This window comes from Streptomyces jumonjinensis, from assembly GCF_009600885.1.
GTDB lineage: Bacteria > Actinomycetota > Actinomycetes > Streptomycetales > Streptomycetaceae > Streptomyces > Streptomyces jumonjinensis.
The window spans coordinates 13986-27976 of sequence record NZ_VCLA01000034.1; the positions used below are offsets into that span (position 1 = coordinate 13986).

The following is a 13991-nucleotide window of genomic DNA, read 5'->3' on the forward strand; positions in this document are numbered from 1 at the left end:
AAGCGGAGGGGCCGGAAACGAAGGCCCGGAAGCGGAGGGCCGGGACAGACGCCGATGCCGCCGCTCAGCGCAGGAGCGACGGCATCGGTGCGGTTCTCAGGCGGGGGCGGGGACCCCGCCGGGGATCACTCCCACTCGATGGTGCCCGGGGGCTTGCTGGTCACATCCAGCACCACCCGGTTGACGTCGGCGACCTCGTTGGTGATCCGGGTCGAGATCTTCGCCAGTACGTCGTACGGCATCCGCGTCCAGTCCGCCGTCATGGCGTCCTCGGAGGAGACGGGGCGCAGCACGATCGGGTGACCGTAGGTGCGGCCGTCGCCCTGGACGCCGACGCTGCGGACATCGGCGAGCAGGACCACCGGGCACTGCCAGATCTCGCGGTCGAGACCCGCCGCGGTCAGCTCCTCGCGGGCGATGGCGTCGGCCTCGCGCAGCAGGTCGAGCCGCTCACGGGTGACCTCGCCGACGATCCGGATCCCGAGGCCGGGGCCCGGGAAGGGCTGGCGCTGGACGATCTCGTCCGGCAGGCCCAGCTCCTGGCCGACCATCCGGACCTCGTCCTTGAACAGCTTGCGCAGCGGTTCGACCAGCTCGAATTCGAGGTCTTCGGGGAGCCCGCCGACATTGTGGTGGGACTTGATGTTGGCGGTGCCTGCGCCGCCGCCGGACTCCACGACGTCCGGGTAGAGCGTGCCCTGCACCAGGAACGCGACGTCCTCGCCGTCGGCCGCGCCCTCGGCGACGATCTCGGCCTGCGCCTGCTCGAAGACGCGGATGAACTCGCGCCCGATGATCTTCCGCTTCTCCTCGGGGTCGGAGACCCCGGCCAGCGCGCTCAGGAAGCGCTCCTGTGCGTCCACCACCTTGAGCTGAACGCCGGTGGCCGCGACGAAGTCCTTCTCGACCTGCTCGGTCTCGCCCTGGCGCATCAGCCCATGGTCGACATAGACACAGGTCAGCTGGGAGCCGATGGCCTTCTGGACCAGTGCGGCGGCGACGGCGGAGTCGACCCCGCCGGAGAGCCCGCAGATGGCGCGCTTGGCGCCGACCTGCTCGCGGATGACGGCGATCTGCTCGTCGATGACGTTCCCGGTGGTCCAGGACGGCTCGATGCCGGCGCCCCGGTAGAGGAAGTGCTCCAGGACCTGCTGGCCGTAAGTGGAGTGCATCACCTCGGGGTGGTGCTGGACTCCGTAGAGCTTCTTCTCGTCGTTCTCGAAGGCCGCGACCGGCACCACGTCGGTGGACGCGGTGACGGTGAAGCCCTCGGGCGCGGCGGAGCAGGCGTCGCCATGGGACATCCACACCGGCTGCTCGGCCGGGGTGCCCTCGAAGAGCGTCGAGCTGGTCTTGGCGACATGCAGCGGCGTCCGTCCGTACTCCCGGGCGCCGGTGTTGTCGACGGTGCCGCCGAGGGTCGTCGCCATCAGCTGGAAGCCGTAGCACATGCCGAAGACGGGGACCCCGGCTTCGAAGATCTCGCGGTCCAGGCGCGGTGCGCCTTCGGCGTAGACGGAGGACGGGCCGCCGGAGAGGATGATCGCCCTGGGGTTCTTGGCCAGCATCTCGGCCACCGGCATGGTGGACGGGACGATCTCGCTGTAGACCCGCGCCTCACGGACGCGACGGGCGATGAGCTGGGCATACTGCGCGCCGAAGTCGACAACGAGTACGACATCGGGCGCGGCAGCGGGAGACGCTGATGACACTGGCGGCCTTCCGGCGGGGGGTTCGGTTCTCCCGATTCTACCGGGGTGTGGGGAGTCGTACCCCGTCTCACCATCCGGGCGGCTCTTTGGTCCCGTACCGTCCCCCGGTCCATACTGTGCGTATGCATCAGCAGCAGACCTTCGTCTTTACCTATGGCACCCGGCCCGTCCGGCTGCCATGGTCGTGCTGCTTGAGTCACTGACAAGCACTTCCCAGGCGCCCCGGGCCGACAAGGCCCGGGGCGTTCTGCTGTCATCCGGGCACTGTCGCTCCGGGGCCCCGAGATCACAGGAGCCCACCGCGATGACCGCGACGCACACGCCCCAGCAGACCCGACAGTGCCGGCAGCCCCGGAGGACCGCCGCCGAGGAGACCGGCGCCCGGACCGATGAGGCCGCCGGGCTGATCTCCGGCGCCCGTGAGCGGATCGACGCCCTCGACGACCGGATCATCGGTCTGGTGCAGGAGCGGATGGCCGTCTCGGCGGTGATCCAGGACGCGCGCATCGCCTCCGGCGGCCCGCGGGTGAATCTCTCCCGCGAGATGGAGGTGCTCGACCACTTCCGGGAGGCGCTCGGCAAGCCGGGCACCGCGCTGGCGATGACGGTGCTGGAGCTGTGCCGGGGCCGTATCTGAGTTCGGGTCCGCTCTCACCCGTACGGAGCGTGACCGCACCTGACGGGGCTTCGTTGGTCCCGATGTCCGTGTCAGCCAGAGGCGGGCTCCGAAGGAAACCGCGCGTGGCTCCGCTGGAGCGTGTGACGTGCCCCAGGGCGCGTCGTGGGACCTCGCACCAGCGCGTGTGACCGGTCGGCAGGGGACAGCAGCCCGGTCATTCCCGCGGTCGGCTCCGGGGACGCCCGGGGCCGGCCGCGATCCCGCCCATGCCCTGCCCCACACATTGCCCCACGCATCGCCCCCCACAGCGTCGTCCGCAATCCCGTCCAAACGGTTGCGCATGCCGCACTCCGTCCAGCACGATGCGAAAGAAGCGCATTCCGAGCAGTGCGCGCCCGGCCCGTGCGCCCCCATTACGCTGGGACGAACGACCTTCCCCGCGCGGCACCGACCCCCCGGCGCCGCGCATCGGCTCCGACGCAGCCCTGACGTCGGAGCCGATCCCCAAGGGCCCCGCGGCGAATCACCGCGGGGCCCTTGCTCATGCCCCGACCGCGCGAGCCGCGCCGATCACCCCGACCGCGCCGGCCATGCCGATCACCCCGGCCGCCCCGACCACCTCGCCCTTCCGGCCAAGTGGCGCAGCTCACATAAAGTTTCTGTGAGATCGGGCGCAACCATTTCCGCGGTCCATGGGTCAACCCCTGCGAACCAACGGCCTCACCGTGCACTCGTATCTCGGAAGGCCCTTCACACTCGTGTGCCGCTCCCGTGGCACCCCGACCAGGTCGAGGTCTTCATGAAGCTCCGCCGTGCCATGGCCGTCGCCGCCGCGACCGCCGTCATAGCTCCCGCCGCCTTCCTGGCCGCACCGGCCGCCTTCGCGACGGACGCCTCGGTCACCGACGGGAGCGCGGCATCGACGACGGAGTCGGCGCCCCCGCCCCAGTCCCCGGACCCGAGCACCAGCGCTCCGGCTCCCTCGGAGTCGAGCCCCGCACCGGGAGCCTCCCAGAGCACGGGAGTCCCCACCGGCACCCCCGCCCCCTCGGACTCGGTGTCGAACAGCCCCTCCGGCGGCGTCTCGTCCTCCCCGGCCCCGACCGGCTCGCCCTCGCCCTCCGAGTCGAGCAGCTCCCCGGCCCCCACGCCGAGCACGACGACCACCGCGCCCGGCGATGGATTCGGCTGCGACATGACGGAGGAGCCCACGGTCGACGACAAGCTCACGACCGGGCTCTCCGGGCTGCCGTCGAAGATCGTCGCGGGCAGCGGCTACCACGGCTTCAAGCTGAACGTCTCCAACAAGGGCGACAACAGCTACGAGCGGGTCGACCTGGGCGTCTTCACCTCCGCGTGGGACGAGGACACCTTCGACGACGTGACCCCCCACCTCACCCTTGAGTACAAGGACCCGGAGACCGGCGCCTGGCACGACATCTCCCTCGACGGGGAGAGCGCCACCGGCGGCTACCTCGGCTACACGGACGTCAAGGCCAAGGAGTCCTTCGCCATCGATCTGCGGCTGAGCGTGGCCAAGGCCGCCCCGGCCAGCTCCGGTTACGCCATCAGCATCGGCCTCTACGCCGATGAGAACGGCAACTGCGTCGCCAGCCAGGACGAGACCTTCTACGAGTTCGAGATCCTCGCCGCCGGTTCGAAGCCCGGCGACGTCCCCGAGACGAAGCCCCAGGGCGGCCGGGAGACGCTGCCGGACACGAAGCCCGCGGGCAACACGCCGATCAACCCGAAGGGCACCCTCGCCGCGACCGGTTCCAGCTCCATGCTGCCCACCATCGGCATCGTCAGCGGCATCACCATCGTCGCCGGAGCCGGTGTCGTCTTCGCCCTCAAGCGCCGCCGCGGCGACGCTGCGGCGTAACACGGCCGTACGGACCCACCGCCGTACGGACCCACCGCCGTACGGATCCACCGCCGTACGGATCCACGCCCGTCGAAGCCGTGACGGGTCGCTGCGCTCGGAGGGGGGCGCAGCGGCCCTGTCACGCTTCGCCGCGCTCTCGTGGCAGCCGCGCCACGACGGCTGCCACGGCGCCCGCCGCCTTGCCGGCCGCGGCGGCGCGACCGTCTGACACACACCGCCGTACGGATCCACTGACCGTACGGGCGTGTGCAACCGCGTCGCGCGGGGTCGCCGCACTCCAACGGGGGTGTGCGGCGGCCCCGCGCGTCATCTGCGACAGCCTGGGCTCATCACTGCCTCGGCGGAACCGCGGGAATCCCCAGAAACGGCAGCTTCAGCGCGCCGAACGCCTCCCGTGGCACCGCCGGACTCTTCGGTTCCACCGGGGCCACCCGCTGATACGCCGCCCCCTGCGCGGGGCGGGGATCCGCGTCCCCCCGGTTCGGCCAGAGCGACATGGCGCGCTCCGCCTGCGCTGTGATCGTCAGCGAGGGGTTCACCCCGGGATTCGCCGTGACCGCCGCCCCGTCCACCACCGAGATGCCCGGGTGCCCGAAGAGCCGGTGGTACGGGTCGATCACCCCGGTCGCCGCGGTCGCGCCGATGGGACAGCCGCCCAGGAAGTGCGCGGTCAGCGGAGTGCCCATCAGCTCACCGACGTTGGAGCCCGCGAACCCGTTGATCTCCTCCGCGAGCAGCGAGGCCGCGCGGGTGGCCGCCTCGATCTGGCCGGGGTTGGGCGTGCCATGGCCCTGACGCGCGGTGAGCAGCCCCTTGCCCGGTCCGCTCGGCCTGCGGTAGGTCGTCAGCGAGTTGTCCAGGGACTGCATCACCAGCCCGATGATGGTCCGCTCCGACCAGCGGTAGCTGGAGAGGGAGCGCAGGGCGAGCAGGGGGTGCCCGGCCACCCGGCCGAGCCAGCCCGCGACCCGGCCCCGGGTGCGGTACGGCACCTGGAGGATGGTCAGCCCGCCCATGGCGTTGGAGCCCCGGCCGTACCGCACCGGCTCGATATGGGTGTTCTCGTCGGGGTGGATCGACGAGGTGATGGCGACTCCCCGGGTGAAGTCGACCCTGGCGGCCCCGTGCCGCTCGCGGTAGCGGCGGTCGTCGGTCTGCGCGCCCACCAGGGCCTCGGAGTTGGTACGGGTGAGCTCGCCGAGCCGGGCCGGGATGCCGGGCAGCAGCCCGGTGTCCTTCATCCGGTGGAGCAGGGTCTGCGTACCGTAGGTCCCGGCCGCGAGGACCACCCGGGATGCCGTGAACACCCGTCCCTTCCCCTTGCGCCGGTCGTCGCTGGGCAGGGTGCCGACCGCGAAGCCGCCGCGTGAGTTCTCGGTGAGGGTGACGACGGTGGTCATGGGGTGGATGACCGCGCCCGCCCGCTCCGCCAGATGGAGATAGTTCTCGTTGAGGGTGTTCTTCGCGCCGTGGCGGCAGCCGGTCATGCACTCGCCGCACTCGGTGCACGCCCTGCGGGAGGGGCCCGCTCCGCCGAAGTAGGGGTCGGGGACCTCCTGCCCGGGGGCGGCCAGGGCGGAGCCGTCGGCGTCCTCGCCGTCGCCGAAGAACACTCCCACCGGCGCCAGATGGAAGGTGTCGCCGACGCCCATCGCCTCCGCGGTCGCCTTCAGATGGACGTCCGACGGGGTCGTCGTGGGGTTGATCCGTACGCCGAGCATCCGCCGGGCCTGGTCGTAGTACGGCTTCAGCTCCTCCTGCCAGTCGGTGATGTCCTTCCACTGCGGGTCCCGGAAGAACGCGGTGGGCGGAACGTAGAGGGTGTTGGCGTAGTTCAGCGAGCCGCCGCCGACCCCGGCGCCCGCCAGCACCATCACCTTGCCCAGCAGATGGATGCGCTGGATGCCGTAGAGCCCGAGGGCCGGGGCCCAGAGAAAGTTCCGCAGGTCCCATGAGTTCTTCGGCAGCGTCGCGCGGGTGAAGCGGCGGCCGGCCTCCAGGACGCCGACCCGGTAGCCCTTCTCGGCCAGCCGCAGCGCCGACACCGAGCCGCCGAAGCCGGACCCGATGACGATCACGTCGTAGTCGTAGTCGTAGTCGTAGTCGCCGCTGCTGTCGTTACGGGCACGGGCACGGTCACGATCGTAGGACGGTCCGGAGGGACTCCGGCCGGAAGGGACCTCGGTCATCGCTCTCCTCAGCACGGCGACAGCACAGCGACAGCACGGCCAACAGCACGGCGACGGGCGGCCCGGCGCGGAAACAGCCGGGGATCAGCGCAGGCCGATGGCCTTCATCGCCCGCAGGGAACGGCTCATGAACGCCGCGTACTTCTCGTCGTCCATCCCGAACGCCGGTGCGAGCGGCACCAGCCGCTGCTGGGCGACCGTCTGCGACTCGGTGTATTTGAGGATGCCCTCCGAGCCATGGCGGCGGCCCAGGCCGGAGTCCTTCATTCCGCCCATGGGAGAGCCCACGCTCCCGTACGCCGCCGCATAAGCCTCGTTGATGTTCACCGTCCCGGCGCGCAGCCGGGCGGCGATGGCGTGGGCGCGCTTGCCGTCACGCGACCAGACGCTCGCGTTCAGTCCGTACTCGGTGGCGTTGGCCCGCTCGACGACCTCGTCCTCGTCCGTGAACCGGTAGAGGGAGACCACCGGACCGAAGGTCTCCTCGGTGCACACGGCCATCGGCGGCTCGACGCCTTCGAGGATGGTCGGCTCGTAGAAGAGCGGTCCGATGTCGGGGCGGGCGACTCCGCCCGCGACGACGGTCGCGCCCTTGGCGACGGCCTCGTCCACATGGCGGGTGACGGTCTCCAGCTGGCGTTCGCCGGCCATGGAGCCCATGTCGGCTCCGTACGCCAGCGAGCCGCCGAGGCGCATGGCCCGGGTGCGGGCCGCGAACCGCTCGGTGAACCGGTCGGCCACCGACTCATGGACGTACAGCCGCTCGATGGAGATGCAGAGCTGTCCGGCCGACGAGAAGCAGGAACGGATGGCTCCGGCCGCCGCCTTCTCGATGTCGGCGTCCGCCAGGACGAGCATCGCGTTCTTGCCGCCGAGTTCGAGCGAGACGCCGATCAGCCGGGCGGCGGCGCCTTGGGCGACTTCGCGCCCGGTGCGGGTGGAGCCGGTGAAGGAGACGTAGTCGGCGTGCTTGACGATCTCGGGGCCGATGACCGGGCCCTCGCCCAGGACGACCTGGAAGATCTCCGCGGGCAGCCCCGCCTCGACCAGGAGATCACGGGCCCACAGCGCGGTCAGCGCGGTCTCGGTGTCGGGCTTCATCACCACCGCGTTCCCGGATGCGAACGCGGGCAGCGCATCGCCCGCGGAGAGCTCCAGCGGATAGTTCCAGGGGACGATCTGGCCGACGACTCCGCGCGGCTGGCGCAGTTCGGTGGTCCTGGTGAGCACCGGGACCACGCCCGGGTGCCGCCGGGGGCGCAGATAGGCGGCGGCCCGGCGGCCGTAGTGCCGGGCCGCCAGGGACACGGCCTGGACCTCTTCATGGGCGTGCAGCCGGGCCTTGCCGGTCTCCAGCTGGATGAGGTCGAGGACTTCGGCCTGCCGCTCCAGCAGCAGATCGTGGAAGCGGAGCAGCACGGCGGCGCGGGCGCGGACCGGGGTGCGGGCCCATGCGGTCTGCGCGGCGCGGGCGCGGGCGAACGCCTCGGCCACGTCGTCCGGCGTCGACTCGGGCAGATCCGCCAGCTTCTCCCCGGTGAAGGGAGTGTGGTTCAGGGTGCGGCCGGAGCCGACGACCCCCCGGGTGAGCTGGGCCACGACTTCCGGCGTGACCACATCGGCGGCGGTGCGGGCACCGGCCGGCGCGGCGGCCACGGGGTTGGCCCCGAGCGCTGCGGCAGGCTTCGTGTCCGTCGGGTCGGGGGCCTTCGAGTCCGTCATGGAGCCGAGAGTATGCCGCGATCGACGCTTTGGGTACCCGTGGGTAACGGCTTTCGGCGACCCCTCGCCATCGCGCCAGCAATCGCTGGCACATCAGTCCTGATCAGGCGCTTGCCGTCTGGTGGGCGGAGGGAGGTGGCGGTCACTTCGGGGGCTCCCAGCTCTGCAGCATGACGTCGAACCGCTCCCGCGTCGTGGCCCAGTCCGCCGCCGGACCCGTCATATAGAGCGCGTACTCCGTTCCGTCGTCCCCGTAGTACATCTGGTCGATGGCCCGGCGGGGCCCGGGGGAGGAGCCACCCTCGGTCCAGGAGAACTCCCAGACGGCGGACTTCGGCCGGTCCCGGAAGTCGTTGGGCTCCAGCCTCACCCTGCGGTAGTCGGGCAGCGTCTCCTGGATCTCCTCCAGAGCCAGCAGATGCTTGTACGGATTCTCGAAGTCGGGCGCGGATTCGATCCCTATCCGGATGCGGTAGCGGCCGTCGTCGGGGGCGTAGTCGATCTGCTTACCGTTGAGCTGACGCTTCCAGCCCTCGGGTACGAGCAGACTGAAGCCCGCCGGGTCGCTGACCCGCCGCCAGCCGTCCGGAACGTCCGGGGCTGCCTTGGCGTCCTTGGCTTCCTTGGCGTCAGGGGAGCCGGTCACCGTGGCGGGCGGGTCGTCGAGGTTCTTCCGGGCGGCTTCCGTCTGTTCGCCGACGGTGCGCTCCCGGCCGTCCGTATCGTCCGAGTACCGCATGGCCGTGAGTCCCGCGCCGATGCCGACCACGGCCGACAGCACGACGGCGATCGCGACGGTGCGCAGCCGTCCGGTACGCAGCCGTCCGGCACGCCATCGGACGCGGGCGCGGGCGCGGGACGGCTGATCCGGCACCGGGCCCGTGGACGTGCCCGTGGACGCGCCCATGGACGGATTCGTGGGCGCGTCGGGGAAGGCGTCCGCGGGCGTGTCCGGGCTCGCCGCCGGGCCCGGGAAGGCGCTCAGGGAGGTGCTCGGGGAAGTGCCCGGGAAAGGGTTCGGCTGACGCAGGGTCGGCCGCTCGGCGCGGGGCTCCGGGGGCTTCCCCTCCGTCACCGCCCGCAGCATTCGCCCCGTCTGCTCGGCCGATGGGCGCGCGGCGGGGTCCTTGTCCAGCAGCGCCATGATCACGGGGGTGAGCGGTCCCGCGTGCTCCGGGGGACGCGGCTCCTCGCCGACCACCGCCTGCATGGTGGAGAGCGGCGACGAGCGCCGGAACGGGGACGTCCCCTCCACCGCCGTGTACAGCGTCGCCCCCAGCGACCAGAGGTCGGACGCCGGGCCGGGATCGCCGCCCCGCACCCGCTCGGGGGCCAGATAGTCGATGGAGCCGACGATCTCCCCGGTCCGGGTGATGGTGGAGTCGCCCTCGATCGCGGCTCTCCCGAAGTCGGTGATCAGTATCTGCCCGTCCCGGCTGAGCAGCACATTGGCGGGTTTGACGTCCCGGTGGAGCACTCCGGCCGCATGGGCCGCCTCCAGCGCGCGCAGTATGCGCGCTCCGATCCGGGCCGCCTCCGGCACGGGGATGCGCCCCGACTCCTTGACGGCCTCCGCCAGGGAGCGGCCGTCGACGTACTGCATGACGATCCACGGCCGGGCGTCGTGGTCGAGCACATCGTGCACGGTGACCACGCCGGGATGGGTGATACGGGCGGCTGCCCGGGCCTCTTTCCGGGTACGGGCGTGCAGTACGGCCCGGTCCGGCTCGGAGGCGTACATCCCGGCCGTCAGTTCCTTGACGGCGACGACGCGGTGAAGCACCTCGTCGTGCGCACGCCAGACCCGGCCCATGCCGCCACGGCCGATGGTCTCGCCCAGCCGGTACCGCCCGGCGAGCAGCAGACCCGCCTCCGCGCTCTGTGAGTTGCCCACGTCCCCCGCCTCGTTCTCCGGGCCCCAGATTACGGAACGGGATCACCCGCACGGAACTCGCGCCACGCCCAACTGCCCGTATTCCACGGGATGTCTCCGCACCGGGGCCCTGTCCTCAGACTCCCGCACCCGATCCGGCCGTACGGGACCGCCCCCGGTCGTACCGCTCAGCAGGCCGCACCTCTCAGCCGGTCGTACGGTAGGTGTCGGCCGCCGCGCGGTAGGCCGCCGTCACCTTGTCGCGCTGCTCATCCGGGCCGATGACCTGGACGATGTGGTAGCGGCCGTCGAGGATCATCACCAGATTGCGTACGTACACCTGACGCCCGTTGGCGTCCTGCCAGCTGTACTGGCCTTCGGCCATGACCCGCTGCCCCACTTCGATCCGCCGCAGTCCGGTCGCCTCGGCCCAGGACGAGTCCCGGAACGGCTGGAGTTCACGCTCCTTGTCCCGCTGATAGACCAGCGGGTCGTCGCCGTCCGTCCGCACGCTGTCCCGGCCGGGGACGACGATCAGCGTGAAGTCGCCGTCGCTGTAGCGGATCTGGCCGATGTCGTTCATCGGCCTGCGGTCCCAGGACTTGTCCACGGCCACCGAGAAGCCCTCGGCGTCGGATCGCGAGACGAAGCCGGGAGGCGGGTCGGCCGCCTGTGTGGACGTCTGCGGTCGCTGGGCCCCGGACGTAAGGGACGGCGAGGGGCCGGGGCTCCCGGACTCCTTGCTCTGCGAGGCGCTCTGCGAGGCGCTCTGTGACGCGGTCGGGCGCGGACCGGCCTTGCCCGGGGGCTCGGTGCGGTCCTGGTCCGAGGAGTTCGGCATGAACGCCACGGCGTAGCCGATGGCCGCGAGCATCAGCAGCAGTACCACCAGCAGCAGGGTGCGGCCGAGGGCGCGCGGACCGCGCCCACCGTCACGGGGCTTCTTGTGGCGGTGGCGGCCGTGCACCACCTCGGCGGAGCCGGTGCGGCGCTTGCGCACCAGCTCACCCCGGCGGCGTACGACGGGGAGCCTGCTGCCGTCCACCGCCGCGCTCGGCGGCAGCGGTACGACCCCGACCCCGGCCTCGGGCTCGGGGGCGGAGCGCACCAGCGAACGGAGCCAGCCGCGCAGTTCCTCCGTGTCCGGGCGCTCGGTGGGGTCCTGGCGCAGCAGGGACTCGACGACCGGGCGGAGCGGGCCGCACTCCTCGGCGAAGGCGGGCGGCTCGGAACAGACGAGCTGGACGAGCTCCGCGGCGCTGTCCTCGGGGTAGGGCGCATGGCCCTGGACGGAGCGGTAGAGCAGCGCGCCGAGGGCCCAGAGGTCGGTGGCGGGTCCTACCGGCGCGGCGAGCTGCCAGTTCTCATGGACGGGGCCGGCCTGTTCGGGGGCCCAGCGTTCGGTGACGGCCCCGACGACGGCGATACGCGTCTGCCGGGCGCGCTCGGCGGCGAGGGGGGTGGCGGGCCCCCGGTACAGCGGTGCTTCGCCGCCCGTGACGGCCGTGTCCCAGCTGCCGGACGGGGTCTGCGCGGGGGCGGCGGGCAGAGGGCTGCGCTGGGCGTCCGCCCGCAGGGCCTCCCGGCCCGCGCCGCCTCGGTCCCAGCCGCCGCCCGAGGGCGGGGACGCCGCTTCGGCGGCGGGCAGGACAGGCCGCCGGCCGGGGTCCCCGTCGTCCTGGCCGCCGCGCTCCGGGGCCGGGGGCCGCTGCCGTACGCCATAGGGGTCGTCGTCGCGGTAGAGGCCGAAGCCCGGCTCGCTCGGGGGAAGGAGCCCCGGGGATTCGTCCACGTCGGGCAGGGGACGGGGCTCGACCGGCAGAAAGCCGCCGCCCGCGGGCAGCGGGGGCGGGCCGTCCTGGCCGGGGAAGGGGGCGTCGTGCCAGGTCCCCGCGAGCCGGGCGTGGCCGGGGCCCGCAGGGTCTTCGGGCCCTTCGGGGCCGTACGCGTCCTCCGCGCCATCGGGGTATCCGCCCTCGTCCCCGTCCTCGAAGCCGCGGTCGGGCTCCTGGTCCCCGTCACCGGGTCCGCGCGCCCACCAGTCGGGGTCATGGCCCGTCTGGACGGGCAAGCCGCCATCGTCACCGCCGTCGCGGGCGGCGGCGCGGGCCCCGGCGCGGTAGGCGGCTATCGCGCCCCCTCGGGCCGCACGGGAGTCCGGCGCTCCCGCGCCGGGGAGCACAGGCCGCTCATAGGGCCGTACGGGGCCGGGGCCTGGGCCGGTGTCATGACGCCCGTACCCCGGGTCCGCCTCGGCCTCTTCGCCGCCCTCTTCGCCCTCGGTCCCGTACCCGTCGCCGTCTTCGTCATGGTCTTCGTCATGGTCTTCGTCTTCGTCGAAGAACTCGCCGTCGTCGTCGCCGTCCGGGTCCTGGTGGTCAGGGTTCTCGGAGCCCTGGCCGCCGTAGGCGTGGTAGCCGTCCTCGTCGTCGTACGACGGCAGTTCCTCCGGCGCCTCCACCGGCACCGGCGCGTACCCGCACAGCGCCTCCTCCGCCGCGCCCGCCGCGAGACCGGTCAGCACTATCCGTCCGTCGTCGCAGACCAGGACCGTGCGGCTGGTGATGTTGCGGTGGGTCCAGCCGTGCGCGTGGAGCACGAGCAGCGCGGTCAGCACATCGGAGGCGACCTCGGCGGCGCGGTACGGGGTGAGGGGCTTCTCGGCGAGCAGCGCGGCGAGCGGGCGGGCGGCGACCCGCTCACTCACTATCCACAGCGATCCGGCCTCGGCGAACACATCGAAGACCTGGTCGAGACGGGGGTGGTCGGGGATCCGGGCGGCTGCCTGAGCGGCCTCGACGGCGCGCAGCACGGCGGGGTCGGTGCGTCTGCGAGGAGTGTGCGAGGGCGTTCTTCCGTACAGGGCGGTTCCCAGGGGGCCGTCCGCGTCGACGACCTCGGCCTCCACGACCTCCGGCAGCGGCACCTGGCGCACCAGGACTTCCTGTCCGCTGTAGGTGTCGAAGGCCCGGGTCTCGACCAGTTCGTACTCGTCGGACGGGGTCAGGGGCAGACGGTAGCGGTCGGCCAGCACCCTTCCCGCATAGTCGTCCACGTCGCCTCCCCTCAGATGAGCTGCCCGTTCACCGGCGGGTCATGCCGGATCGGCACGACATCGGCGCATGGGCCGATGCGTCGGGTGTCAATTCCGGTCGCGGAGCGTCCCGTTGCCGTCCATTACCGTCCGCGACCTCTCACGATACGTGTCCCGCCTCAGCCTTTGGGCTTGAATGTGGCGAACGCCGTACGGCGGAGGGTCTTGCACTCCGACTCGTCCCATTCGCTCGCTTTGCAGCTGACCATGATCGCGTAGCCATGCTGGGCGTCCACCTTGAATCCCCTGTTGAGGACGCGTATTCGCTGGCCCTTCTGGTTGCGCTCGAACTCCCAGTCGGCGACCGTCGGATAGCCCTTGTACTCGATCGTCTTGATGGAGCGGTGCTGGTAGCCGTCGCTCTGGGCGCGGGTGCCGGGGACGCTGGCCTGCCAGGCGGCAGCGGCGTCGTCCCCGGGTGTGGCGGTGAAGTCGACCTGGACCCGGGGGAACCCGCCGCTCTCGCTGAATATCCCTCCGGAGTTCTGTCCGGCGACATCGGTCATGGAGAAGTCCTCGGGCATCGCCATGGCGAAGCGGAAACGGCCATTGGAGATCTTGCCGTATCCGTCCGGCACGCCCTTCCCGCCGGATCCTCCGGCCGAGGAGGACGAGGAGGACGAGGAGTCGGACTGGTCGCCGTCCTTGCCGCCGCCGTCCTTGCCGCCGTCGCCCTTGTCCGTGTCGTCCTGGCCCGTCTTCTCCCCCGATCCGGCGGTACCGCTCTCCGCCGGCTTCCCGCTCTCGCCGTCGGGTGTGGTCTCGCTTCCGGCCGAGGACCCGGTGTCGGCCGAGGACTCGGCACCGGCCGAAGCGGTCACGTCGGCACCGCTCTTGGCTCCGTTCTTCTCCTCGTCGTCGCCGAGGGTCAGATAGAGCACGGCGGCCAGCACGGCG

The 13991-nt window shown here is 71.9% G+C and carries 8 protein-coding genes and 1 pseudogene; 2 read left to right on the forward strand and 7 right to left on the reverse strand.

What is annotated here, in order from left to right; all coding sequences use genetic code 11:
* Positions 1 to 125: 125 nt before the first annotated feature.
* On the reverse strand, positions 126 to 1712 hold the full coding sequence (guaA, locus tag FF041_RS04745) for a glutamine-hydrolyzing GMP synthase (protein WP_323391219.1): 1587 nt from the start codon (positions 1710 to 1712) through the stop codon (positions 126 to 128).
* A 304-nt stretch (positions 1713 to 2016) separates the two neighbouring features.
* Between guaA and FF041_RS04750 the strand changes: the two genes are divergently transcribed.
* A complete protein-coding gene (locus tag FF041_RS04750; RefSeq protein ID WP_153521153.1) occupies positions 2017 to 2349 on the forward strand; it encodes a chorismate mutase in 333 nt (110 codons plus the stop codon).
* A gap of 732 nt (positions 2350 to 3081) precedes the next feature.
* Here FF041_RS04750 and FF041_RS04755 read toward each other — a convergent pair.
* A complete protein-coding gene (locus tag FF041_RS04755) occupies positions 3082 to 3528 on the reverse strand; it encodes a hypothetical protein (RefSeq protein ID WP_153480350.1) in 447 nt (148 codons plus the stop codon).
* Here FF041_RS04755 and FF041_RS04760 point away from each other — a divergent pair.
* On the forward strand, positions 3527 to 4213 hold the full coding sequence (locus FF041_RS04760; protein ID WP_153521154.1) for a hypothetical protein: 687 nt from the start codon (positions 3527 to 3529) through the stop codon (positions 4211 to 4213). The genes FF041_RS04755 and FF041_RS04760 overlap by 2 nt on opposite strands.
* A gap of 332 nt (positions 4214 to 4545) precedes the next feature.
* Here the strand turns inward: FF041_RS04760 and FF041_RS04765 are convergent, their stop codons facing one another.
* The 5 genes and pseudogenes from FF041_RS04765 to FF041_RS37715 form a co-directional block, all read right to left on the reverse strand.
* Complete coding sequence (locus FF041_RS04765) at positions 4546 to 6405, reverse strand: GMC oxidoreductase (RefSeq protein ID WP_153521155.1); 1860 nt, start codon at positions 6403 to 6405, stop codon at positions 4546 to 4548.
* A gap of 84 nt (positions 6406 to 6489) precedes the next feature.
* On the reverse strand, positions 6490 to 8127 hold the full coding sequence (locus FF041_RS04770) for a succinic semialdehyde dehydrogenase (RefSeq protein WP_153521156.1): 1638 nt from the start codon (positions 8125 to 8127) through the stop codon (positions 6490 to 6492).
* 142 nt (positions 8128 to 8269) lie between these two features.
* Positions 8270 to 10021 carry a serine/threonine-protein kinase gene (locus FF041_RS04775; protein ID WP_323391221.1) on the reverse strand — a complete coding sequence of 584 codons (1752 nt, stop codon included), beginning with the start codon at positions 10019 to 10021 and terminating at the stop codon, positions 8270 to 8272.
* A 184-nt stretch (positions 10022 to 10205) separates the two neighbouring features.
* Positions 10206 to 13055, reverse strand: a complete 2850-nt coding sequence (locus FF041_RS04780) for a protein kinase family protein (protein WP_323391223.1) — start codon at positions 13053 to 13055, stop codon at positions 10206 to 10208.
* Between the two features lie 158 nt (positions 13056 to 13213).
* Positions 13214 to 13991: pseudogene (locus FF041_RS37715) on the reverse strand (serine/threonine protein kinase); the annotation flags it as partial.

Coding starts and splice junctions, on each gene's coding strand:
- FF041_RS04760 (WP_153521154.1), top strand. CDS start 3,527: ATGACGGAGGAGCCCACGGTCGACGACAAGCTCACGACCGGGCTCTCC.
- FF041_RS04765 (WP_153521155.1), bottom strand. CDS start 6,405: ATGACCGAGGTCCCTTCCGGCCGGAGTCCCTCCGGACCGTCCTACGAT.
- FF041_RS04750 (WP_153521153.1), top strand. CDS start 2,017: ATGACCGCGACGCACACGCCCCAGCAGACCCGACAGTGCCGGCAGCCC.
- FF041_RS04770 (WP_153521156.1), bottom strand. CDS start 8,127: ATGACGGACTCGAAGGCCCCCGACCCGACGGACACGAAGCCTGCCGCA.
- FF041_RS04755 (WP_153480350.1), bottom strand. CDS start 3,528: ATGTCGCAGCCGAATCCATCGCCGGGCGCGGTGGTCGTCGTGCTCGGC.